The sequence below is a fragment of the Kordia algicida OT-1 genome (genome assembly GCF_000154725.1).
Classification (GTDB): Bacteria; Bacteroidota; Bacteroidia; order Flavobacteriales; family Flavobacteriaceae; genus Kordia; species Kordia algicida.
On sequence record NZ_DS544873.1, the window covers coordinates 1067601 to 1092615 of the forward strand.

At 31.8% G+C, this 25015-nt stretch carries 26 protein-coding genes; 5 read left to right on the plus strand and 21 right to left on the minus strand.

Going from position 1 to position 25015, the window contains the following annotated elements; translation table 11 throughout:
* Both KAOT1_RS04445 and KAOT1_RS04450 read left to right on the plus strand, forming a co-directional pair.
* A partial coding sequence (locus KAOT1_RS04445; RefSeq protein WP_007093519.1) for a hypothetical protein occupies positions 1-526 on the plus strand: 526 nt, incomplete at its 5' end.
* Complete coding sequence (locus KAOT1_RS04450; RefSeq protein ID WP_007093520.1) at positions 519-1031, plus strand: hypothetical protein; 513 nt, start codon at positions 519-521, stop codon at positions 1029-1031. The genes KAOT1_RS04445 and KAOT1_RS04450, both read left to right, overlap by 8 nt.
* A gap of 3 nt (positions 1032-1034) precedes the next feature.
* On the opposite strand, the gene KAOT1_RS04455 is transcribed toward KAOT1_RS04450, so the two are convergent.
* The 7 genes from KAOT1_RS04455 to KAOT1_RS04485 are packed head-to-tail and all read right to left on the minus strand — an operon-like array spanning position 1035 to position 5698.
* The gene (locus KAOT1_RS04455; RefSeq protein WP_007093521.1) at positions 1035-2174 is read right to left on the minus strand and encodes a type II secretion system F family protein; all 1140 of its coding nucleotides are present in this window, start codon (positions 2172-2174) and stop codon (positions 1035-1037) included.
* Entirely contained in the window at positions 2171-2641 is a 471-nt protein-coding gene (locus KAOT1_RS04460; protein ID WP_007093522.1) for a PulJ/GspJ family protein, read from the minus strand. Before KAOT1_RS04460 ends, KAOT1_RS04455 begins: the two co-directional genes overlap by 4 nt.
* 3 nt (positions 2642-2644) lie before the next feature.
* On the minus strand, positions 2645-2977 hold the full coding sequence (locus KAOT1_RS04465) for a hypothetical protein (RefSeq protein WP_007093523.1): 333 nt from the start codon (positions 2975-2977) through the stop codon (positions 2645-2647).
* Positions 2965-4239: a hypothetical protein gene (locus KAOT1_RS04470; protein ID WP_007093524.1), complete on the minus strand. Its 1275-nt coding sequence runs from the start codon at positions 4237-4239 to the stop codon at positions 2965-2967. Before KAOT1_RS04470 ends, KAOT1_RS04465 begins: the two co-directional genes overlap by 13 nt.
* A 29-nt stretch (positions 4240-4268) precedes the next feature.
* Positions 4269-4739 (minus strand): hypothetical protein, encoded by a 471-nt coding sequence (locus KAOT1_RS04475; RefSeq protein WP_007093525.1) that lies wholly within the window; start codon positions 4737-4739, stop codon positions 4269-4271.
* Positions 4739-5098, minus strand: a complete 360-nt coding sequence (locus KAOT1_RS04480; RefSeq protein WP_007093526.1) for a fibronectin type III domain-containing protein — start codon at positions 5096-5098, stop codon at positions 4739-4741. The genes KAOT1_RS04475 and KAOT1_RS04480 overlap by 1 nt, the downstream gene beginning before the upstream one ends.
* Before the next feature lie 6 nt (positions 5099-5104).
* Complete coding sequence (locus tag KAOT1_RS04485) at positions 5105-5698, minus strand: hypothetical protein (RefSeq protein ID WP_238528684.1); 594 nt, start codon at positions 5696-5698, stop codon at positions 5105-5107.
* A 1109-nt stretch (positions 5699-6807) separates the two neighbouring features.
* On the opposite strand from KAOT1_RS04485, the gene KAOT1_RS04490 reads away from it, so the two are divergent.
* Positions 6808-7041 (plus strand): hypothetical protein, encoded by a 234-nt coding sequence (locus tag KAOT1_RS04490; RefSeq protein ID WP_007093528.1) that lies wholly within the window; start codon positions 6808-6810, stop codon positions 7039-7041.
* 189 nt (positions 7042-7230) lie between these two features.
* Here KAOT1_RS04490 and KAOT1_RS04495 read toward each other — a convergent pair whose 3' ends face one another.
* The 6 genes from KAOT1_RS04495 to KAOT1_RS04520 all read right to left on the minus strand — a co-directional run bounded on the left by KAOT1_RS04495 (position 7231) and on the right by KAOT1_RS04520 (position 12662).
* Positions 7231-8124 carry an IS982 family transposase gene (locus KAOT1_RS04495; RefSeq protein ID WP_007093529.1) on the minus strand — a complete coding sequence of 298 codons (894 nt, stop codon included), beginning with the start codon at positions 8122-8124 and terminating at the stop codon, positions 7231-7233.
* Between the two features lie 275 nt (positions 8125-8399).
* The gene (locus tag KAOT1_RS04500) at positions 8400-9641 is read right to left on the minus strand and encodes a DUF1015 domain-containing protein (protein WP_007093530.1); all 1242 of its coding nucleotides are present in this window, start codon (positions 9639-9641) and stop codon (positions 8400-8402) included.
* Positions 9642-9645: 4 nt separating this feature from the next.
* On the minus strand, positions 9646-10260 hold the full coding sequence (locus KAOT1_RS04505; RefSeq protein ID WP_007093531.1) for a M23 family metallopeptidase: 615 nt from the start codon (positions 10258-10260) through the stop codon (positions 9646-9648).
* A complete protein-coding gene (locus tag KAOT1_RS04510; protein ID WP_238528685.1) occupies positions 10257-10634 on the minus strand; it encodes a YcxB family protein in 378 nt (125 codons plus the stop codon). Before KAOT1_RS04510 ends, KAOT1_RS04505 begins: the two co-directional genes overlap by 4 nt.
* 62 nt (positions 10635-10696) lie before the next feature.
* Entirely contained in the window at positions 10697-11584 is an 888-nt protein-coding gene (locus KAOT1_RS04515) for a 3-hydroxybutyryl-CoA dehydrogenase (RefSeq protein WP_007093533.1), read from the minus strand.
* Positions 11585-11696: 112 nt separating this feature from the next.
* A complete protein-coding gene (locus KAOT1_RS04520; protein WP_007093534.1) occupies positions 11697-12662 on the minus strand; it encodes a Gfo/Idh/MocA family protein in 966 nt (321 codons plus the stop codon).
* A gap of 202 nt (positions 12663-12864) precedes the next feature.
* Between KAOT1_RS04520 and KAOT1_RS04525 the strand changes: the two genes are divergently transcribed.
* Together KAOT1_RS04525 and KAOT1_RS04530 are read left to right on the plus strand one after the other, a co-directional pair.
* Entirely contained in the window at positions 12865-13512 is a 648-nt protein-coding gene (locus tag KAOT1_RS04525) for a protein-L-isoaspartate(D-aspartate) O-methyltransferase (protein ID WP_007093535.1), read from the plus strand.
* Between the two features lie 296 nt (positions 13513-13808).
* On the plus strand, positions 13809-17543 hold the full coding sequence (locus KAOT1_RS04530; protein ID WP_007093536.1) for an amino acid adenylation domain-containing protein: 3735 nt from the start codon (positions 13809-13811) through the stop codon (positions 17541-17543).
* Positions 17544-17638: 95 nt separating this feature from the next.
* Here KAOT1_RS04530 and KAOT1_RS04535 read toward each other — a convergent pair whose 3' ends face one another.
* The 8 genes from KAOT1_RS04535 to KAOT1_RS04570 all read right to left on the minus strand — a co-directional run.
* A complete protein-coding gene (locus KAOT1_RS04535) occupies positions 17639-18133 on the minus strand; it encodes a DUF2306 domain-containing protein (RefSeq protein WP_007093537.1) in 495 nt (164 codons plus the stop codon).
* A gap of 118 nt (positions 18134-18251) precedes the next feature.
* The gene (locus tag KAOT1_RS04540; protein ID WP_007093538.1) at positions 18252-18788 is read right to left on the minus strand and encodes a RuvC family protein; all 537 of its coding nucleotides are present in this window, start codon (positions 18786-18788) and stop codon (positions 18252-18254) included.
* Between the two features lie 452 nt (positions 18789-19240).
* Positions 19241-19864: a class I SAM-dependent methyltransferase gene (locus KAOT1_RS04545; RefSeq protein WP_007093539.1), complete on the minus strand. Its 624-nt coding sequence runs from the start codon at positions 19862-19864 to the stop codon at positions 19241-19243.
* A 54-nt stretch (positions 19865-19918) separates the two neighbouring features.
* The gene (locus KAOT1_RS04550) at positions 19919-20923 is read right to left on the minus strand and encodes an NAD(P)/FAD-dependent oxidoreductase (protein WP_007093540.1); all 1005 of its coding nucleotides are present in this window, start codon (positions 20921-20923) and stop codon (positions 19919-19921) included.
* Between the two features lie 85 nt (positions 20924-21008).
* Positions 21009-21854, minus strand: a complete 846-nt coding sequence (locus KAOT1_RS04555) for a helix-turn-helix domain-containing protein (protein WP_007093541.1) — start codon at positions 21852-21854, stop codon at positions 21009-21011.
* A 295-nt stretch (positions 21855-22149) separates the two neighbouring features.
* Positions 22150-22767, minus strand: a complete 618-nt coding sequence (locus tag KAOT1_RS04560) for a hypothetical protein (protein WP_007093542.1) — start codon at positions 22765-22767, stop codon at positions 22150-22152.
* Positions 22768-23208: 441 nt separating this feature from the next.
* Positions 23209-24336 (minus strand): serine hydrolase domain-containing protein, encoded by a 1128-nt coding sequence (locus KAOT1_RS04565; protein ID WP_007093543.1) that lies wholly within the window; start codon positions 24334-24336, stop codon positions 23209-23211.
* A 36-nt stretch (positions 24337-24372) separates the two neighbouring features.
* The coding region (locus tag KAOT1_RS04570; RefSeq protein WP_007093544.1) for a hypothetical protein at positions 24373-25015 on the minus strand (643 nt) is incomplete at its 5' end.

A 25015-nucleotide genomic window follows, 5' to 3' on the forward strand; every position in this document is an offset into this window, starting at 1 on the left:
TACAAACTTTAAACAACAACGGTTTTTTAGTCAGTTTTCTATGTTCGGACTGGGTTTTGTTCTATTTCTATTATTGATAAACTTTTTTGTTTTCAATTCCTATTACAGTACTGTGGAAGAAATGAAACAAACGGCAGCAGTCAATAGCAATCAAAAAGAAAAGTTGCTTACGCTTAAAACTTTGGTTGAACAAAAACAGAAAACAGTTGATGATATCTTGAAAAAATCATCATCCAAAAGCTCGTATTACATTGATGCCATTGCAACTTCATTGCCAAATACTTTGCAATTATCTGCACTAAAATACCAGCCACTTACCAAACGAATCAAAAAAAACAATCCGATTCAACTAAAAAAAGAAGAACTTATCATTTCAGGAATTTCTACAGATAGTGATTTGTTTTCTGACTGGATTCAAAAAATAGAAAGTTTGGATTGGGTGGTAGCTGTTACAGTAGCTGATTATGGAGCCGTATCAAAAAACAATTCAGAATTCACTTTAAAAATTGAGCTATCTGATGAGTAATACGTTAAAAAATAGATTGCTAATCGCTGGATTTATAGTAGTACTTTTTATGTGCTATAAGTTTGCTTTTGCCAAAACTTTTGAACTAAAAGCCGAGCATGATGCGCTTATCAAAGAGCAACAAATTTTTAAAAATACACCGAAACAACTCGCATTACTCAAAAAAAAGAAGCAGTATTACGATTCACTACTTACCAAATATAAAATTGGCGGTACTTCGTTGCAAAACAACCTTCTTAATAAGGTAACAAGATTTTCAAAAGGAAATAATTTAAAAGTGGTAGACTTCTCAGCACCACATGTATATACTGAAAAGTCATTAATTATAAATACCTACTCTTTTACAGTAGAAGGACATTTTAATAACATTCTACAACTCATTTACACGCTAGAACAACGAACCAAATACGGAGAAATAGTAAGTGTATCGTATGAAAAAAAGAAAAATTATCGCAAAGGAACTTCGTATTTGCAAGCTACTATTATACTTCAAAGTTTTGGGTAAAATTTAACCACCCAAAACAGTTCCCAACTTAAACATGGGTAAATACATCGCAATCAAGATAATTCCTACCATCACACCTACAAATACAATAATTAATGGTTCCATAATAGTAGACATCATTTTAGATTGTCGCTGTACTTGCTCGTGATACTGAACATTCAAACGATCAAAAATAAATTCTGTTTGATTGGTTTGTTCCGCTACTTTTACAAGCGCAATCATCTTATCACTAAAAATAGGATGCGAAGCCAAACTCTCACTCAGTGACGCGCCTTGCAAAATAGACGCTTCTACCTTTTCGAGTGCATCTTGTAAGGGAGAAAAATCAATCATCTTTTTTACCAGTTGAATACTGTTAATTACTGGAACTTTAGAAGCTGATAATAAGGCGACAGCTTGGGTAAACTGTGATAGATAAACCGTTTGGATAAAATTTCCAAAAAAAGGAAGTTTCAATAACAACCGATCTTTAAAATGACAATACCACTGTTGTTTATTGAATAGAAAACGTGATAAAAAAAGTACTATCACTCCCAAAATTAAAAATAATCCGTAGGTTTTTATAAATTCAGAAACCCCCACAATAAATCTGGTAATTCCTGGTAATTCGACTTTATTCTGTTTAAAAATATCTTGAAACATAGGCACTACAAAATTGAGCATAAAAAGGACTACCAAAAACGCAGTGGTAAAGACAATAATAGGATACGTAAGTGCGCTAATCACATCGCTACGCTGTTGATTCTTACGCGCATAAAAAGCACCCAATTGTTTTACAACCATTGCCAGGGTTCCTGTTTCTTCTCCAATTTTAATAGAGTAATACTCATATTCTGTAAAAGCTTTTTGCAAATGAATTACTTCAGACATACTCTTTCCTTCAATAAGTTCCGCTACAATCTCTCCAAGAATTTGCTTTGCTGTTTTTTTCTTTTGTGAATTGTATAGCAGTTCCAAACCTTCTTTCAAAGAAACGCCTGCGCTTAATAATACAGCGAGTTCGGTATAAAAATCCTCTTTGAGTTTATTGGAAAAACCGTTTCCGAAAAGGACAATCTCTTTTTGTAAAACAGAAGATAACTCCGATTTTTTTACACCAGAAGCCTTCTTTGAATTGCTAATATTTTCTAATTTAAAACTCATGGATTCATATAGGTATTAGCGGTATTTCGTTTGTAAATAAAAAGAGCCGTATTTCTAAACTCTTTCGCTGTAATCAATTTAAAAGCATCTACTTTGGCAGCAATCGTTTCTTCTCCTTTAAAATAAAATACTTTATCAGCGATAGCGACATCAAAAGTATCTGTCTCTTTTTGAATGTACTCTTTTTCAAAGGTATAGCTTGTGGTATCAATCTCAGAAATAAAATACAATGTGCTCGTATCTTCTTCGTATTTGATATGATTGCAACGATTGGCATCAATCCAAAGCGATTGTTCTAACAAGGTAACACTGGTAGCATTGCTAAAATTCGCCTGAATAGCATACATGTGTTTCTGCACTAATTGCAATACAGAAAAAGCAATTCCTGCTACAATCACGGTAAGTAATACCACAATAATCATTTCGCTAAGTGTAAATGCTTTTATTTTATGAGAATTCTTTGTCATTGTTTACTGCCCATTATAATTTTCATATTGTTCAACACGAATCGTTTTATTCGTTTCCTTATGTTGTGCTTCAAAAATGAGCTTTTTGTCTACTTTTTCTATGGAGATGTACCAATTTTCAAACTCGTCATCATACGGAATAGTTAGTTTATCGTGCACAGACAAATAGACAAGTTCAGAAATATGAGTCCGCACAGCATTTGTATTATTTTTTACGGTAGCATTAAAAAGTGAATTCAACAAAAAAGTCGAAACCATAAAGATCACTACAATAAGTACTGTAGCAACTAAGGTTTCCATCAGAGTAGCAGCTTTAATTTTTTTTAATACAACCATTTCACAATTTTATAATCGAGATTTTCAAACGGAAAACCTACGTATTCATTCTTTAATTCTGTACTAGAAATGGTTCCGTTATAAATATGATTTTGATATACAGAACCAAATTGTTTGGTGATAAATCCTTTGGTATACACACTTCCTTCTATGTTTCCTAGTAACTCTATTTGTTGCTGACAATACACAAAACCTTCAACGGTTGTATTTTCTTTTAAGAGAATTTGTGGCTCAAAACGATTGTTTGTTTTGTTCTGTAAGTAGCAAATAATACCTTTCACTGTTGTATCTGTATCTATAAAAATATGCTCTTTTTCTGTCGAATTAGAAACTTCTTCTAAAGTATCTTCTGCAAGAATTACAAGTGCAGAAGGATAACTAAGTTCACAATTTTTTCCAACAATAATCCGCTTAGTTGCTATCGCTTGAAACGTTCCTTTGGTATTGGTTTCAATCTCAATTTCAGGAGCAACTAGAATAACATCCTTGAGTGTTGTGGAAGCTGCTATTTTTATTTTTTTGTCAGATCGGACTAGGATATTTCCGATTAGTTTTACATCTAACAAATCCAATTCACCTCGATCAAATACAGTTTTGACAGGTTTTGTAAATGAATTTGTATACGTATTTCCTTGTTTTAAATTTATATAGCGACCGTCATCAACAGGAAGTGGAAGTGTTTGCAAACTAGCAATGTAATTTGTCAATTGTTTAGGAAGCTCAGGAAGCGTTTCATTACTTTTTAAAATAGTTCCGTACACAAGTTTGTTTCCGTAATATGAATTTCCTGAAATTGTTCCTGCGCGAACACCTCTAGCGGGTAAAAATGTCTTACCTTCAATTTTCGTGTTTCCAACAATAATAAGTGGACGATTAGTTTCTTGTAAATACAACCCAATTCGATCTTCATCTTTCTGCCAACCACTTGTAAGTGCAATTTTTTTAAATGATTTTGCTTTTGATTTCGTTTCAACATAGGTTTTACCATACATTCCCCAATAACTTTGATGTATTTTTGAAGATGTAGCTATTTCAGTGTCGATCTGACTAAAAATAGTATCTCTTTTAACGGAGAAATCCTGTGATTTAGCTAAGAGTATATTTTCAGTTTGCTGAATGGTTTCAATAAGTAAGTCAGATTTTTTAGCAAACAACGTATGTGAATGCACAAGTACAATAAAAACAGATAGCAATACCGCTATGATGGCAGAAATCATAATGGCAAACTGTAATGAACCTGCTTTTACTTTGTGAAATTTCATTCGTTTATTTTTACATTTAATGACACGTTTTATTTAGAAATAGGAATCGTTTTTCTTTTCCCTTTAAATGATATTGTGATTGATTTTTTAGTTCCTTTAATCAATTTAATATTGGTAATTGTTTTTCCAATTTTATAGAGTTGTTGAATTCCGCTAACTTCAATGATGTAGATGTTTTGCACGCTTTCCTGTTTAGAAATTGCACCTTTATAGATTATCGGTGGAAAAACAACAGTATCCTTTTTGGTTTTGGAAATGCTACGAACTCTTTTTCTCTGATTACTTTGATATGGCTTTCCCAAAAACGGATCACGGTGTTTGTTATGAATACTAAATGTATCTTTTTTAGTAGTTTGTTTTGGCGAAAAAGAAATATCAGAATTCACAGCAACAACGGGCGCATCTTCAGGATTTAATTTTGAAAAAATCTGATAGCCAATCGTTCCCCAAATTCCAAGAACAACTATTAATAATAAGTATGTTTTTTTCTTCTTTGTCATCATTCAATGGTAAATGAATACGTTGCATACGAAGTAACATATTCACTATTGATGGCCCTTACACGCCACTGATACGAATTTCCAGCTTCCAATTGCACCGAAATAGAATTTTCAGAAACAATCGAATCTTTTTCAAGCTGTAAAATATTCTCAAAATCTGGACGTGCTACTTGTACTTGATAACGTTCTGCATCAGCTACAGGATTCCATGACAATGTTATTGTTGTAATAGCAAGTGTTGAATTATTAGAAGGCGCAACAAGTATTACATTATTCTGAGAAATATCTGGAACTTCAATAATATCGGAGCAACTAACGATTAAAAATATGGTAAATAAAACGTATAAATATTTTTTCATCTGTTTCTATAATTTGAAATAATCATTCTTTTGAACAGCTTTTTGCGATTTACGATAGGTGTTTGGCGGACAACCTTCTAAGCCATTTACAATATCTGCAATCACAAGTTTGTGTTTACTGTTCTCTTTCCAACAAAAGCTTGACGTTTGATACGCAAAAACAACACCTTCCGCAAACTCCAATGTTTGATACTTTCCATTAAAACTTTTAAGTTTTAAGCTAAACTTTTTGGAGGGCGATTGTACTAAAAATACCTCGGAAGCTTTCTCTAATTCACGAATCTTATTTTCAGGAAAAGCGATAGAAATACTGCTTACCATTTGTGCATCTTCTTTGTTTTCCAAATACGATCGCAATCCTGTATTTTTTGAAGTATTCAAAGCTTCCGTAATTGCTACACGATCAACAAATTGCAACAATACATATTCAGGTTTGATTTCTAGTGAATCGACATAATGTAAAGCTAATTTTTGAGGCTGTTGATTTGCTTTTGCAAACGCTTTGAAAGTATTTTTAGAAAAAGAAATAGCTTGTACGTTTAATTTTAATTCTTTTCTAAAAGTTGGGATGGCAATGCTTTCGTAATTGCTAGTAATCATTGAACCATTAACCAAGCCAATGGAACCTAGTTCAACTCGCGTTTTAGTTAATAATTGTGATTTTTGATTTACAGTAATAGTTTTACAACTAAAAATTAGTAAACAAATTAAAATAAGGGTTATTGTCCTACGCATATATGCTACTTTATTCAAAATAAATAAATACATAGGTTTTGTTGAAAATAATATATAAGCGTAATTGTTTATGATAAATTCCTCAAATTAGTTCTGATTTTTTTAACTAATCGTTTAGCAATTAGTTTTGAATTTTTCAACTAATCACTTAACGATAAGTGTGTTTTTGAAAAATTGACTTGAGATATTTATATGGAGTAATCATTTTAACTAATCGTTTGGCTATGAGTTGTACTTATGAACTGACTGCTAAGTAATGAGTAGATTTTTAGGAAGAATACTTGGTTAATTTTGTTAGGTAATCTATAGTTTTTTAATTTTCTTTAAAGCTCATCGTATTCTGTGAAAAACAAATAAAAATCCATAAATTTTTACAACTCATCTCTAAATGATAAGTTTATTTTTTCAGCTTTCCCTTAAGCGATAAGTTGATTTTAAGAAAAATAAATTTCGAGCTAATCACTTAATGATAAATTAATTTTCACATCAGAATTTTAGCTTACTGTTAAACAATGAGTAGATTTTCAAAATGAAAATTTAAATATTTCAATTTATTAAAATCAGAATTTAGCTTTCATTTCCTTAAAATATCCTTTTTTTTAATTCCTACAATTTGTTGTACGATACAAAACACGTACAAATGATATTTCAAAATTTAGTCAAATCTTTACACCATGATACTTTAGAGAGTATCTCAAATATTTGAATTGTAATAGTTATCAAATCGATAAGAGCCTTTTTATATGAGTAAAAATCTACTGAATTTGTCCTTATTTGTTGCACTAAATAATATGATCTACTGAAAATCAGATTTTTAAGATTATTCGTGGGTTCAAGGACAAATATCGAACAAATGATATCTGTCTACTATTTCAAAACTTTGTTCCCGTGATGCTTTAAAGAGTATCAGTAAAAGCGATTAGCATAGTAACCTTTTAAATCCAGATAAAAGAACAGCTTCATCCACCAAATCAATGAATGAAGCTTTGTCATTAGGATTTTCACATTTTTACAATCAACTAAATACGGGTAGAGAATTGAAGTTTAAATGTCTTAGAAAAACATACTTAACATATTTATCTTCCACTTTGAAAGGCGATGCAAAACATCTATCTTCGCATGCAACAGATACAGTACTGAAAAAGCACTATATTGATGAGCGAATCGTGGACAAAGCTATTAAAGAATTAGATATATTTGAAGATTAAAAAAATAGTAAAACGGTACTCTTTGGCGGTACTCCTATGAAAATCAAGAAAATATAAATTAAAGAAAAATAAAGGTAAGTATCTTAAATTTAAGAACTTACAATTTTAAATTTTAGAAATTAAAAAAACTGACCAACAGTTAACAACAAACAACAAACAACGAATAACCTAAAAACCTGAGTTCGATTATTAAAACAAGTAAATTTGATTACTATTATTTGACTGAAATCTAATTTGTGGTTTTTTAGGTAAAAAGCTGTAAGCTATCAATCCTGCAATTAGATTGCTAAGAAAGTTTTCAAAACTTCTATGTCTTGAATGCTCTACTTGACAAATATTTTTAAGTTCATCGTTGACCGTTTCTATTACGGATCTTTTTCTAAGCAGTATTTTATCTGATATTGTCAACAGCGCGTTTTTCATATTATTTTTAATATTGGTGATCAGTTGTACGCCATCAATGAATAGTAATTTGGCTAGTTCTTTGCCTATATATCCTTTGTCAGCAAATAGTTTTCCAAATATTTTGTCTAAAAATCGTTCTTGTTTTAGTGGTGTTCTATCATCTTCACTGGCTTGTGTAATTGTAAAGGTTAGGATTTCGCCTTTATCATTTATGACGATGTGAAGTTTAAATCCATAAAACCATCCCATAGTAGACTTTCCAGTGTTGGCTATTCCTTTAAATACCTTATTGCGTTTGATACGCTTGTTTTTACAGACTCTAATAGGTGTGGAATCCACAAAAGAAATCCCAGTACAATCACCAAGACAACAAGTCTTCAAAAATAAAGTCATAGCCATTAAATTACTTTGCATTTGTTCGACAAATCTGTTGTAAGATATAGTTTTAGGGAATTCTTCCTGCATGTGCTTCTGAATATAAAATATATAGAAGTGCTTAAAAGTTCTAAAACCACTTAAATGAAAAAGTATTGTAATGGTAATAATTTCACTTTTTGACATTATTGGAGGTCGTTTGGGAGCATTACCAAGTAGCGATTTATCAACTATTTGATCATATTCTTTGCAGAATTCATCAACAATACAAAATATTTCCGTAATTTTAGAAAAAGAAACCATAGATAGATTTTTAGATTAATAAATTGAATTTCAACACTTTAATTTACTAAAAATCTATCTTTTTTTGGTAGTAAAACTATCCTGAATATTAATCGAACTCAGGTTAAAAGTTAAAAGTTAAGAGTTATGAGTTATGAGTTAAGAGTTATGAGTTAAGAGTGAAAAAGTCAAACAAGCTAAAATTCGTGCCAAATCAAAACACAGGAAACTCTAAAAACACAATTCGTGAATTCGTAATAAAAACACGTTTGAGTAAGCAGAACAAACAACAAACATCAAAACTCATAAATTGCAACGCCACTACGTAATTTCGGTTCAATATATGTACTTTTTGGAGGCATGGTTAAACCTTCGTCTGCAATGCGTTTCATTTCATCCACATTTACAGGAACAAGTCCGAAACCAACAGCAAATTCGCCTGAATCAATTCGGTTTTTCATTTCAATTACATTGTGTTTGTCATATCCGTAATCAATACGATCATCATTTCGTAAATCGGTGATGCCCAATATTGGTTTTAAAATGGTAATGTATAAAATGTGTGTGTCTAGTTCACTTAATGAGTCGGTGAACTCATAGTGTGTTTTTCGCAAGTATAATGAGTAAAATTCACCATCTAAATACATACTGAAGTGATGTTTTTTAGAAGGTCTATACAATTCAAAACCTCTATTTTCAATGCGATATACCTGATCGAGCTTTAGTAAAAATTGTTCTTTTGATAAACCATTTAAATCTTTTATCAACCGATTAAACTCAGATATGTGTAATTGAGATTCAGGAATCAGATAGCTCATAAATGAATTGTATGATTCTTTTCCTGTATGTGCCGGATTTTCTAATTTAGAATCTTCTCCAAGCAAAAACGAAGAAGCAGAACGATGATGTCCATCTGCAATATAAATTTCGCCCATACGGTCAAATTCATCTTGAATGACCTTAATATCAGCAGGATCGTTTACCAGCCATAAATAATGCGTGTCTCTATACGTTGTGGTAAATTCAAACTCCGCACGAGTATCAGTATACGATGCTAAAATCGTTTCTATCGTAGCTGAATCAGGATAGGTGAGTAGTACAGGTTCTGCGTTAAAACCTACAGTTTTTAAATATTCTTTAAAAATTTGCTCTCTATATTCTATGGTATCTTCATGACGTTTTATCACATTATTTTTATAATCTTCCGTACTTGCTGCGGCAACAATTCCTGTAAAAACGCGTTGCTCACGATTTACAACTCTATAAATATAAAAACATGGCGTTTCATCTTGTACAAAAATGCCATCTTCTTTAAATTCTAAATAACGATTGCGAACTAGGCTGTAACGTTCTTTTCCAGAAACTTCTTCCTTGTGATATTTATATCCAGGATTTACAATGTGTAAAAACGAAAACGGATTGTAATCTAAGCGCGCTTCACGTTCTTCTTGTGTATAACTTTGATACGAACGTGCCGCTACTAGACTCACTTTGTCACGTGTTGGTCGAACTGCTTTGAATGGTTTTATTGTTGCCAATTTATTATCTATTAGATTTTATAAATGTTGTTGGATTCAAAAATCCTTCGGTATTTTCACTATATCCGCCGCCGAGTTTCATAAAAATATTATCGCGAATTTCTAGATGCAAATGTGCATAATAAGCGCCATCAGCATTGCCAATAGTTCCAATTTGCATACCTTTTGTGACAAAGCTACCTTTTTTTACGGAGATTTTTTCACAATGTGCATACAACGATTCATAATATGTTCCGTTGTATTGGTGAATGATTCGAATCACATTTCCCCAACCACCGCCAACATCGTCAGCAAAAGCTACATAACCATTTCCAATAGCGTACACAGGATCACCTAAATCCGTATTTCCGCCACCGGTACCATTCCAATCATCACCCAAATGATTGTTTACAGTAAATTTTTGTGCATTGTAATATCCTTTTGCATTTGGTTTTCCTACAGGGAAATCAAATCCTTTGGCAAGATATTTTGGATTTTTTACAAAAAGTGAATCAAAAAAGACGAATGCATTTTGAGTAGCATTCGTCTTTTTATAGATACTTTCAGATATACTTTGACGCTTCGTTGTTTCTTGACAACCAAGGAAACATAAACAAAGTATGATGAATAGCTTTTTCAAACGTTTAAACGAGATTTAAATTTTTTAAAATCTTCTTCCGTGTAAAATATATTCTTTGGAACATATACATAACTATTTATCGTCAAGTAAATGAGCCAATATTCTTCATGTACAACAACATTTCTAATACTTGAAAACGACCATGTAGACGTTCCATTGTTTTTTGTAAGCTGAAATTGTTGATCGTTAAATTGTAATTCCGTTTTGTTAAAAAAAGGTGTTAGATTCTTAAAGAAAAACCAAAGTAACATGCAAAATCCAACTAAAATTAGGGCAACTACACTATATAAGGCAATAAAACGTGTAGTTTGCCAGCCAAATAGTAATGTAAAAAACAATAAAAAAGGAATAAGCTGCAAAATATTTCTTTTCATTTTTGAGAAGAAAATATTCCGGTACGTTTTCTTAGTCAAATGATACGCTTTCGTAGCAATCATTAGCGAAACATTTTTGCGACTTTTTCTGCTTTTCTACTTTCTGAATAATCGTAAAATCCTTCTCCCGATTTTACACCCAATTTTCCTGCCATAACCATATTGACCAATAACGGACAAGGCGCGTATTTAGGATTTTTAAATCCTTCGTACATCACATTTAAGATAGACAAACAAACATCTAAACCAATAAAATCAGCCAACTGCAAAGGTCCCATTGGATGAGCCATTCCGAGTTTCATGACCGTATCAATCTCTTGAACACCAGCGACACCGTTGTATAAAGTTTCAATAGATTCGTTAATCATTGGCATCAAAATTCTATTAGCCACAAATCCTGGATAATCATTTACTTCAGTTGGTACTTTGTTTAATTGTTTCGAAAGTTCCATAATTTGGTTCGTAACCTCATCAGAAGTGTTGTAACCACGAATAATTTCTACCAATTTCATAATCGGTACAGGATTCATAAAATGCATTCCAATAACCATTTCAGGACGTGAAGTTACCGCAGCAATTTGTGTGATAGAAATTGAAGACGTATTGGTTGCTAAAATGGTATCATCTGGACATAATTCGTCTAAATCTTTAAAGATTTTAAGTTTTAAATCTACATTTTCAGTCGCAGCTTCTACAACCAAACTCGCATATTCAACACCTTCTTTAATGCTTGTAAACGTAGTAATATTGCTAAGTGTATTTTGTTTGTCTTCTTCTGAAATACGTTCTTTTGCAACCATACGATCTAAGTTTTTTGTAATAGTTGCCATTCCTTTATCTAAAGAAGCTTGAGAAATATCTATTAATTGAACTTTAAAGCCAAATTGAGCAAACGTATGCGCAATTCCATTACCCATAGTTCCAGCGCCGATAACAGCTACATTTTTCATAATATTTAGATTTATTTAGTCTGTAATTTTAGTTTTTATTGGTAGTATATTCCCGAAAACGTTATCGTAATTTTGATATAACAATTTTCGTTTGTGATAGAATTTTAATTATTTATTTCTTGAATTTTTCTATAATTTGAATTGCCACTCGTAACGCTTCAGTTCCTTGTTCTAAGGAAACAATTGGCGTAGTGTCATTGTTAATTGCGTCTGCGAAAGTTTCCAATTCGTCCAAAATGGCATTGTTCTGATTAATATCAGGATTCTCAAAGTAAATTTGTTTTTTTACACCTTCAGCATTTTGAAGAATCATTGCATATTCATCTGCTTTTTTAGGAGCATCTTTCATCTTTACAACTTCAACTTTCTTCTCTAAAAAATCTACGGAAATGTATGCGTCACGTTGAAAGAAACGACTTTTACGCATGTTTTTCATGGAAATACGACTTGACGTCAGATTGGCAACACAACCATTCTCAAATTCCAAACGCGCATTTGCAATATCAGGCGAATTACTGATAACAGAAACTCCGCTTGCGTTGATATCCTTTACAGGAGATTTTACCACACTTAAAATAGCATCAATATCGTGAATCATTAAATCTAATACTACAGGGACATCGGTTCCGCGCGGATTGAACTCTGCCAAACGATGTGTTTCTATAAACATTGGCGTGTCTATTTTATCCTTTACCGCGATAAATGCAGGATTAAAACGTTCTACATGCCCAACTTGTCCTTTTACATGATGTTTTTTTGCTAAAGCAATCAATTCTTCAGCTTCATCAACCGTATTTGTAATAGGTTTTTCAATAAAAACGTGTTTTCCTTTCGTAATAACTTTTTTTGCACATTCGTGATGTGAAAGCGTCGGAGTTACAATATCTACAACATCAACCGCATCAATCAAAGCTTCAATAGAATCAAAATAAGTATATCCAAATTCCTTTACAATCTTTTGTGCGTATTCAGGATTTGCGTCATAAAAACCAATAAGTTCGTATTTGGAAGATTGTTGTAATAATCTGAGGTGAATTTTTCCTAAGTGTCCAGCACCTAAAACTCCAGCTTTAAGCATAAAAAAAGTGTTTTCCACAAAAATAATTTATTTTTCTAAAACCTAAGAATTATCGGAAACAATTATCTTGCAAACTCTTATTTTTTGATGCAACTTATATGGAATTTCCCGTTTCTACAGAAATACATTCGTATTCAGTAACTTGTATTTTTAATGATTTTTTTATGTTGATAGATAAAAAATACACTTATTTTTGCGAAAGATGAAAGATACGTTTAAACATAAAGGAATGCGAAATCAGTTAGCGCAAGTAGTTGCTAACAAAGGGATTATAGATGAAAAAGTGTTGGATGGAATTCGTGCAATTCCACGTCATTTGTTTATGGACTCTAGTTTTGAAGCACATGCGTATCAAGACAAAGCGTTTCCTATTGGTGCCGATCAAACCATTTCTCAACCATATACTGTTGCTTTTCAAACACAACTACTCGAAATTAAAAAAGGTGCAAAAATTCTAGAAATTGGTACCGGAAGTGGTTATCAAACAGCAATGTTGCTCGAATTAGGCGCAAAAGTCTATAGCATAGAACGTCAAAAAGAATTATTTAAACGTACAAGCCTATTTTTACCAAAACTCGGTTACCGACCAAAAAGACTTATTTTTGGAGACGGTTACAAAGGTTTGGAAGAAGAAGCTCCTTTTGATGGAATTGTCGTCACTGCGGGCGCGCCTTTTGTTCCAAAACCATTATTGGCGCAATTAAAAATAGGAGGAAAGCTCGTCATTCCTGTTGGCGAAAACAACAAAGCTCAAATCATGACGCTATTTGTTAGAACTTCAGAAAAAGAATTTACCAAAAAAGAATTTGGTGAGTTTCGTTTTGTTCCGATGTTGGAAAATAAAAATTAGCACGAAGCTTCAAACGAATACAAATACGTTCATTTTTATCAAAAATGAGCTCAATACATTTTTAGTATTAAAAATCTTACTATTTTCTTTGATTTAGCGTAATAAAATGATAGCTTTATTCATCATCAGCATAAATTCAATAGGATAAAATATATCTTAATTTGTTTTGTGTTGAAATTTCTACTGTATTCGCATAAAGAAATTTGTCAAATTTCGAGTAGCATATTTATATCCGATTTCCCTTATCCGCTTTAGGATGACAACAACCAAACTAATAATTAATAAAGCAGGAAATCATGGAGAAATTAACTGAATTTTTTTACGAATTATCCGTAAACACTGAAAAACTAGCGAGTTTCAATACAGGAAAAACTACTAACGAAATAAAAGAAAATCGCCAAAAAATACTTCAATCTGTTGGAATCACGGCAACAGAAGATGTTTTAAACAGATCTAAAGAAAGTTTGCAGAAATTTATTGAGGAGCAAATAACGCAAACGCTTAAAACCACGATAAGCGGACATATAAAGCGGCAAATGCTCAAACATCCAACAAAAACTGCAATCATTGATGGAAACACTGAAATTAGTTACAAAAAGCTAATGGGAAAAGTAAATGCTATTGCAGGCGAACTTCAACATCGTAACATACCGCAAGGATCTTTAGTTGCAGTTTGCATGCATCGTTCATGGGAACTCGTAGCAGCAATCATTGGTGTTATGCAAGCAGGTTGCACGTACGTTCCGCTAGATCCTGCATATCCTGAAAAACGAATCAAATACATGTTGGCACATTCCAAAAGTATTGCAGCGATTGTAGATCGTGAAAAAACGGCAAAACTATGTGAAGAAGTGCAAGAAATACTGCAAATTCATACTACAGGAAATTACAAAAGCGGTTTGGTAAAAACCACTCAAAACAACTTGGCATATGTCATGTATACGTCAGGTTCTACAGGAAAACCCAAAGGAGTTGCCATTACTCAAAAAAATGTGGTAGCGTTGCGTCAATCAGCTCGAAAAACCTTTAACGATCAAGAACTCAGTGGCATGTTGGCAGCAGCTTCGGTATGTTTTGATACGTCTGTTTTGGAAATTTTAGGAACATTATCGTTAGGCGGAACCATTATTTTGGCTAACAATGCTTTGGAATTGACTCAAATTCCTGCAAAACACAAAGTGAAAACGTGTATCATGGTGCCATCATCTGTGCAAGCTTTGCTTTCTACCGAAAAATTACCGGAAGGACTTCAAACATTGGTTTTTGGTGGCGAAGCGCTCAAGCGTTCTTTGGTGGCACAAGTATATGCGCAAGGAACGGTTTCTAGAGTCTTAAATGCATACGGACCAACGGAAGATACAGTATATTCTACCATTGCAGAAGTTACGCGCGATACCGAAAATATTACCATTGGAACATCGGTTGAAAATTCTCGGGCATATATTTTGGATGAAAATTTAAATGCTGTCGCTGATGGAACTGCTGGCGAATTATACTTAGCAGGAACAAAACTCGCACACGGTTATTTGAATGATGATGTAAAAACGGAAGAACGATTTATTAAAATAGTACCTTCTGAAGCAATTCCAGAAGATCGTTTATACAAAACAGGCGATTTATGTCGTTGGGCAAAAAATGGCGAAATTGAGTTTCTTGGACGAATCGATCAACAAGTAAAAATAAGAGGTTATCGCATCGAACTTGAAGAAATAGAAACTACTTTGGAAACGATGAATGCTATTGAAACTGCTGCGGTAGTTGTTGCAGAAGGCGGAATTGGTCAAAAATTATTAGTCGCTTTTGTAGTAACGGAAAAAGATGAAATTTCAGATACAACAATCAAATCATTCTTGTCGGAAAAATTGCCAAAATACATGATTCCACAAATGATAAAATATGTAGACGAATTGCCATTGTTGCCAAACGACAAATTAGATCGAAAAAAACTAACAGAATTGGCAACAAATACACCTTCAAAGGAAACAGAAACACTAAAACCTTTGGAAATTTTAACTGATGCAACACACAAAAAGAAAGAAGTCGTTTTGGCTACTATTATAAGTGAAATTCGCAAAATTTTAAGCATTCCCGATTCTGAAGAAATTTTACCAAATGCATCATTTTTTGGTTTAGGATTGGATTCGCTGACGACATTAGAGTTTAGCAGCCGAATTTCTACACTTGCAGGAACAAAGATATTTGCACGAACCATTTATGAGCAAAATACAGCAAATGCGTTGACAGATTATATCGTAAGTGGCACAAAGAATACTTCTGAAAATCAGTCAGATAGTTCGCTTAAAATGTTTAGAAATACGTTGGCTAATTTCCAAAGAAATATCCAAGTAAGTTACCCAACTTTTCAGGCAGCAAACGCCGATTCTTGGAACGCAAATGATAAAAGTAAGCTTATAAAAGAAATTTTACGTTCTGTAAATGACCAACGGAGAAATCCTTACGGAAAAGTGTTGCGTACAGGAAGCGCGGCTAGAGGAGTAGTGGGCGATGCTTTTAATGATGAAGAACAAGAAGCAATTATTTGGTCTACAAATTTATATTTTGGACTAAATCGTGATCCGCAAGTTATCAAAGAAGCTACGAGTGCTTTGCAACAGTTTGGAACAGGAATGGGAATTTCGGCTTCTGCATCAGGAATGACGAATCAGCATTTAGATTTTGAAAAAGAGTTTGCCGATTTGGTTGGAAAAGAAGATGCGTGTTTATTTCCCACAGGTTACACCGCAAATGTTGGCGCGATTTCGGGAATTTTAGGCGAAAATGATATTGTGGTTATCGATCAATTGTGTCATGCTTCTATTGTAGATGGCGCACGCTTGAGTGGTGCAACCATTCGAACATTCAAACACAACAATGCTTCCGATTTGGAAGTTGTATTGCAATCTGTCGTTTCTCCGTACCGTACCGTATTGGTAGTTTTAGAAAGTGTTTATAGTATGGGAGAAGGTACTGCGCCCGTAGCAGAAATTGTACGTATGGCAAAGAAATACAATGCACTTACATTTGTTGACGAAGCACATTCTTTTGGTTTTTATGGTAAAAATGGGGCAGGAATTTGTGCCGCACAAGGTGCCACAAAGAATGTCGATTTTTTAATGACCACATTGAGCAAAGCTTTGGGAAGTATTGGCGGAGTTATTGCGGCAAGTAAAGAACATATTGGTTTGGTAAAAGCATCCTCGCGTGCGTATATTTTTCAGGCTTCCATAAGTCCGGCAGATATTGCAGCAGCACTCACTTCCTTACGATTTTTACGAGCAAATGAATCTTTACGTGAACAATTATGGGACAGAACGCGTTATATGCGTAAACGCTTTGAGGAAGCTGGGTACGACTTAGGAACTGGCGATGGACCAATTATTACACCACATTTTGGAGATAAAGATACGTTGTATGCCATTGTGCAGAATTTGTATAAACGCGGTGTTCAAACGTTGGCAGTTACGTATCCGATCGTAGAAATTGGACGCGGACGTTTGCGATTTATCTGTTCGGCATCGCATACACATGCAGATATTGACAAAACTTTAGAAGCGTTGAAAGAAGCCGAAAAAGAAGCAAAAGAACAAATGAAAACAGGTTCTATAAAAGCTAGTAAGCATAAAGATTTTGATGCCAACTTAGAACGTTGGACAACAGATTTTTCAACCTTCATAAAACATTGGATTGATACTACTTCTGTACAAATTCCGAATCTTGAGATTGTTATACAGGTTGCGGAAAATATACAATCAAACAGAATTTTAATTAAAGATGGAAACGTATTTACAAATCATTCAAAAGAAGAAAACTTGCCTTCTTGCTTGTTAAAATTGAAAGCAGCAAATGCGGTAACTGCTTTAGAAACGTTTGATATACAAGGTTTATTGGCTTGTATTTTTAATGGAACTTGCGAATTAAACGGTCAAGTAGAAGCATTTATTTGGTTTTTTGCACGTTTTGTAACCTATCAAAAAAAGGAACAAGAATTTTCAAATTTGAAATCGAAGAAATCTGCAGAAGCTATTGTTTAGTAAATAAAATATTTGAGAAAAGAGCGCAGTCAGTAGTTTTTGATTGCGCTTGGTTTTGTGTGTAAGGAATTATACATATTTTCTTTGATGAAAATTTAGTCAGCACTAAATTGCTGTTCCCAATCCTTTTTCTTTTTTTTGAAAAAGCGACTTCCGATAAACCCAACAACTCCAGCCGATAGTCCAACCAAAGCATAGAAAACTCCGTATGTATTTTTAATCTCTAAAAGTAGTGGTAATCGTGTAAAAACTTCAGCAGCAAATGCGCAATATAGTCCAATAACAGACCAATACATCCACGATAAATGGATTATTGTTGGATTCTTAAATCCTTTAAAAAACATAGGAATCATTCCTAAAAATAAAGTTACAGTACTGATAATTGCAAAAATGTGTAGTATTCCAAACGTATTGTGAACACGATAAATCATAAATGACGTTCCACACACGATAAGCATAGATATAACATAAATTCTACCAATTTTTTTGTGGAGCATTGTTCCTTTTACTTTCGCCAAAATTAAACTTCCTGTAAACAAGGCGATTATTGCGCCGATGGTATGAAACCAACCTATAAAATCTTGTGGCATCTTTTAATTTTTAATTCAAAGTTCAGGCAAGAAAAATATAAAAGCTATTTTTTATATCTGATCTGTCAAAATCAAAGGATGAATTGTAGTTTTTGGATAGGTGAGAAGTGATGAAAAATTAGATCTGGTGTTGTGCGTTTGTTTTTGTGTTTTTTAAGATAATTTCGTATTCGTCTTTCAATATTCCACTGGCGTGATGTTTTAATCCAAAAAATCTTTTTATTTCGTGAATGAAAGTTTCTATTGAGCTTTTCCAAGGTTTATATAATTCCTTACCTTTTAAATTTTCAGGATAAGCAAAAACAATTTTGTCCTGTTCCCAGAAGATTTTTTCCAAGTTTAATTTCTCTTTTAATTTTTCCATGAACTTATCAAAACCTTGCATTTCCTCTGATTCATACGTCATATTAAAATAAATAGGTTTTTTATCTTCTAAAATAAAAATTATAAAATAAGAGTCATCATCTCCTCGCATTATGTTGCCAAATGCTATACCAATTATTTCTGAATACTTTAAATTCCAATTGTAATTAACAAAATGTCTTTTAGTCTTAATGAATTTTGTTTGCGTGTTATTAACATAAAATCCTATATCATTTTTTTTGATATATTCCTCATTTACTTTCTTTAATTTTTCAATTAAGTTTTCACTCATGCCCTTGATTTTCTTAGATTTTTACCAACGCATTAGTATGTGGTTAACTATGTGTTTAAGGATCTAATTTAATTCGTTGTGCATTTAGAACTCAACTATTTACTGAGACACAATGGGTTAATTTAGTAAATACAAACTAGAATCTGCGAGGATTTTCATAAACTGGCTAAAACTAGTAATTAATTTTATACGGTGTACCTGTTGCACAAGTCTAAGATATTGAATAATTATGTTTCTTAGGTTATGCAAGGCAAGAAAATATCTCAAGAAAAATTATTCAATTATTTTCAAAATAAAAGTATTATTTGGTAACTATATTTTGATTCTAAGAGCTCTAAATTTTAGAATTTCATAACAAGAACTGAAAGAAAGACATTCTTAAAAGCGTTAAAAATGTCTTGTTTTTTGAAATTATTAGGTTTTATAATGGTTGCCACTGTTGGCGATAGTTTTTATCTTTTCCGCCCTATAAATCTTATGACAGAACCTTTACCATTGTGATAAAGTCCTTCATTTAATTGGATTTCTTTTTCTACCAATTCCAATATTTCATAATTTTCAAAATCTGATTTTAGTTCATCTGTTGAAAATAATGATTCGATATCAGAAGGTCCTCCAATGTTAGGATTCTTTTCTTGATATTTGAGATGGTTTTTGCTAAAAGCTTCAAATATTATAATTCCTCCTTTTTTTAAATACTTATCAAGTAATTTATGATATTCGGATTTTATTTTAGGTGGGAAATGTGCGTATATAAGAGCAATAGCATCAAACTCTGAATTTTTAAAATTCAAATTTGGAAGTAAGCCAACTTTATAATCAACAGTAACATTATTTTCTTTAGCAAGTTTTAATGCTTTTTTTTGTCCCTCAATACTTATGTCAAAAGCGGAAACATCCCAACCTTTTTTTGCAGCGTAAACAGCATTTCTGCCTTCACCTTCCGCACCAAAAAGTATTTTTTCAGTTTTCAGTTTTAATATTTGTTCTTTTAGGAACTCATTTGGTTTTGTTCCATACGCAAACTCTTTTTCTTGATATCTATCATTCCATCGTTTAAGCCAGTTATCTGTCATTTTTTTATTTTATTAAGTAATTATATTTAGAAGATTAAGATTTTTTTATTGTAATTAAAAACGCTCAAAAACGAATTCTTTGTTTAACATCATTCCAGCAGTTGTTCCCATAGATACTGCGTTTGCAATAGTTCGCATACGAGTAGTATTATCTCCACAGGCATAGATATTAGGCATATTTGTTTTTTGTAAATCATCAACTTTTAAATATCCTTCGTCAGTTAATTCACAACCTAATTTTTCAGGAATAGAACAGTTTTGTTCAAATGGAGTTTTGGTATAAATTGCTGTGATTTCAGTGTTAGAATTGTCTTTGAAAATAATATTTTGGATATAACCATTTATATGTTCAAACTTTTCAATCTCTTTTTCAATAATGTGTATTTTATGTTTTTTAAGTATTTCAGATTGTTCATTAGTTAATAAAGATTTCCCATTAGTAAATAAGGTTATATTTTTTGTCCAATTTGAAATTAGTTTAGAGAATTTAAATCCATATTCACCATTTCCTAAAATGCCTGTATTTGTATCCCTAACTTCATAACCATGACAATAAGGACAATGAAGAATTGAAATGCCCCAACATTTTGAGAAATTTTTGATTTTTGGCATTATATCTTTAATACCTGTAGCAAAAATTAATTTATCAGCATAAAATGCATCTCCTGATGCTGTTTTAATTTCAAATTTATTTTCAGATTTTTTCCCATCAATTGCAATGCCTTTAAAAAAGTAAACAGTATCATAATTGGAAACCTGTTTTTTTGCTATAGTTGTTATTTGTTCAGGTGTCCTTCCATCTTGTCCCAAAAAATTATGCGAATGAGGTGTTTGTCTGTTACATGGTTTTCCATTATCAATTATAAGTACTTTTCTCAATGCTCTACCCAATGCCATTGCTGATGCAAGTCCAGAATAACTACCTCCAATTATTATTACATCAAATTTCTTTATCTTTTTATCACTTTCTAAAAAGGTGAGGAAATTAAAAGGTAAAGCCAAAGAGGTAACAATTAGAGAGCTTTGTTTTATAAATTCACGTCTGTTAGGATCTTTCATTTTTCAGATATTTTACTTTTATTTTTAGCAAAAGTATCTAATATGAAGAAGGACTTTGTAGGACAATTGCCTAATATTACTGGACTTATTTGAAGTTTTCTCTATATTCTTTGGGAGAGGTTCCTATGTGTTTTTTAAAAAAACGTATAAAGTATGAAGTATCTTCATAACCTAAATAATGTGCAATTTGATTTATTTGATTGCTTGTTCCTAATAGGTTTCTTTTGGCTTCGAGCAAAATATGTTCGTTTATTAATTTTGAACAAGTTTTTCCTAGGGTTTCTTTCGTTATTTTATTTAGCTGAAAAATAGAAAGATGCATCATTTTGGCATATTCCTCTACTTTTTTGCAAGATAAAATGTTATTATGAAGAAGGTCTAAAAGCTCCTCTACACGTTCCTGAGAATATAGGTTTTTTCTTGAAATATTTTTTGAATCATTTTTTAGTCTCGAAAGCTCAATAAAAAGAATATCTAAATAGGCTTTAATAGCTTTTGTATATTGCTCGTTTTTTTCTGAATATTCTTGAAATATATAAGTTAAAATGGATAGTATTTTCTTAAATTTTTTGGTATTGAGTATTTGATGATTTTTAGAGCTTACTTTTCTTAGTGCAAAATTGGAAGATTCATTATTTGATGAATAGAAGTTTTTGTCAAATTGAACTAAGTATCCAGTACTATTTTTATTTAGAGTTAGTGAATGTACTTGACCTGGTCGCATAAAAAAGATGGAGTAATCTTCTATATGATATGGGATAAAATCTATTTCATGTTTGCCCTGTCCTTTTTCTAAAAATAGCGCAAAGAAAAAATCATGTCTATGGAGTTTTTGTAACATATCTTTTCCTGATAGTAGATTTTTAATATCAAGGATTTTAAAATTTTCAATAAAATCAGGTTCTTTTATATGTCTTACAGGAATTTCCAATATTGAATTACGATTTTTTTAATTACTGCTAACGGTTTTGACTATGATTTCGTTACAGAATCGTACGCGAGTATCATTCAACAGTAATGAACTAAAATCATTGAGTCTGTGCACAAGTCTAAGATATTGAATAATTATGTTTCTTAGGTTATGCAAGGCAAGAAAATATCTCAAGAAAAATTATTCAATTATTTTCAAAATACTGGCACTATTTGCAACTATATTTAGGATTCTATAACAAGAGTCGAAAGAAAGATATCTTTAGAGGGTTGAAAGTTAGTTGTTTTTTATAAAATTACTGAGTTTTGTAATGGTTAGCGTTGTTGAGTATAATTTTTTTATGCTGAATCTGTCCTTTTTTATTGATGCTGACGTTCAATTTTTCTTTTTTAATAGGCTCAATTTTTTCTCCAACATGTGCCCAATCTATTTGATTAAAGATAATCTCATTACTGTTTTTTATAGAATATTCAATTGTATGACTTTTGCCATTGTCAAAATCTGTTGCTTTTCCAATATATAGATTGTCAATTAAGTCAAAATCTTTATTGTGAGTACAAATTACCATTTGGTCAAATGTTCCTATATTATGTAAAAGACTAACTAATATACCATTCCCTGGATTCAAATTAATTTTTTCTGAACCGATAATTCTCAAATCTTTAATAGTATCAGTTATTTTTGGGTAATATTTAGTTAAATCAATTTGGTTTAATTCTCCGTGGATTGGCAAGTCATTTTGTTCTTTATTTATAGAATCTACTTTTATAAAATTATTATTGGCTATTGATTCGTTTTTTTGAATCTTAATTGAATCTGTAACTATCAATTTATTATCAACATCTTTATTTTTATTTGAATTACAACAAATAAATGTCAACAAAAAGGTAACTAAGTAAATTTTTTTATTCATTTCCCTCAAATTATGCCTAACGGTAACGTATAAGAATAGTAGCGGATTTTACGCACTTACTTTTCGATTTTTTACTATCGTTTGATTTATAAAATTCATTTTCATTTAAGCGATTAAACCGCTATTATTTTTATACAATGTGCCTGTTGCACAAGTCTAAGATATTGAATAATTACGTGTCTTACTGTTTGCAAGACAAGAAAATATCTCAAGAAAAACTATTCAATTATTTTCAAAATACCGGCACTATTTGCAACTATATTTAGGATTCTATAACAAGAGTCGAAAGAAAGATATCTTTAAAGGGTTGAAAGTTAGTTGTTTTTTATAAAGTTACTGAGTTTTTGTAATGGTTACCTAAAATGCCTACAGTGTTTAATTTTTATATTTATAATTTTATAGCATAATTATAGTTTGAGTATACTAAGTTGTTTTTCAGTATTAGTCTATGTTTTCTATTATTTTTAATATTTCATAAACCAAAATCATTGCACTTTTAGAGGCTTCTAACTGATTTAATGTACCAGAAATATATGTGTCTAACTGTGGACAATACCATAAAAATGATGCTGTGCTACCTGAATGCCCAATGATATGTAGATCTGTTTCTGTGTCGGTTAATTCGTCTATAGAAACTTGTCTTATTCCAAATCCGTAGTCCATTCCTCTAGTTTCATTAATCCAATGTTGCATGTCTAAGCGTGTTTCTTTGTTTATGATATCATCTTGATTAAAGGCTTTTAAAAAGGAGATTAAGTCGTGAGTAGTAGATACCAAACCGCCGCCTCCCCAGTCTGCACTTAGGCTTTTTAGAGATGATAATTCGTATTGACTTGCGTAGAATTTAATGATAGGAAGTTGGTTATCTATTGCTGTAGATTTTAAGTTAATGTAAGAGCTATGCATATTTAAAGGTTTAAAAATGTGTTGCTTAAAGAATTCATCTAACGATAAACCACTTACATTTTCAATAATTAAGGCTAAAAGCACATATTCGGTATCGGTATAATGATAACCCTCATCAGGAATAAAATGAGGTGACATTTTGTCTTTTGTAAACTGAATCATTTTTTCTGGAGACCACGATGTATTTGGATTCATTAATAGTTGATTAATGACATTTGGACTTCCATCATTAGTTGAATCTGTGAAATAATCAGGTAAGCCAGATGTATGTTGCAATAAATGCGCAATGGTTAACTCTTTTGAATAGTCTTTACCATCTAAAACATGAAGGTTGTTCATCAATGAATCTGGTAAATATTGAGCAATTTTGTCTTCAAACTTTAATTTGTCATTATCTTTTAAAATGCCAATTGCAGTTGCGGTAAACATTTTGGTGATGCTGGCAGTATAAAAAGGACTGTTTATTGAAATGGAATCTTCTTTATTTTCCGCTAACTGAATATCGATACCACGGGATTCAGAATATACATGTAGTAAACCGCTTTTTATATTCTCTTTTTTTAATTCGGTTTTAAAACGTTCTTCAATTGTTGTTTCTATGGATTCCTGTGCGAAAGCTGAAAACACAACGACGTATATTAAAACTAGAAATAGATGTTTCATAATGTTAGTTTTAGAATTTTAAGATGGTTTTGTAAGTTAAAATTTTATACCAATATAAAGGTTGGGTTCAAACAGAAAATAAGAATCCCACTTGTTGTCAAGTTGCTTAAATGATTCTGGTGTATTAGTATCAAAATGCCAAACATTACAATGAAATTGTGGTTCTATAAAAAACTGTTTCTTTTTACCAAAAGCAAAATGGTAACCAACATGATATGAGTTGTAAAGTTTAAATCCATTGGCTATTTTCTTATCACCAAGGTTCAAATAGGTTTTGTATAAGGGTAAAACTTCAATCGAAGCAAATAACCCTTTCCATAGCATGCGTTGGTAGGATATACCGATACCTGTTTCGCGTAAATGGCCTGGATAAAATTCGGCTTTAGAGTCTATTTTGTTCGTAAGTCCATCCCACCATTGAATTCCCATAGGTTGAAACAAGCGCCAAGTGGCAAATTTTACACCAATAATATTTTTTGTGTCAAGCTCGCGTTTTACCTGCAATTCAATGTGTTTTGTGTTGGTTCTTTCACCACCTTTTCCAATATTTCCTAAAATAATGGCAGGAAAACTCATTCTATATTTTAAGTCGTTGTTATTGTATTTTTCTTGTTCTGAAACCTGTTGAGCAAAACCATGAAGTGTGAAAAGTATTAAACAGATAATTACTAATTTTTTC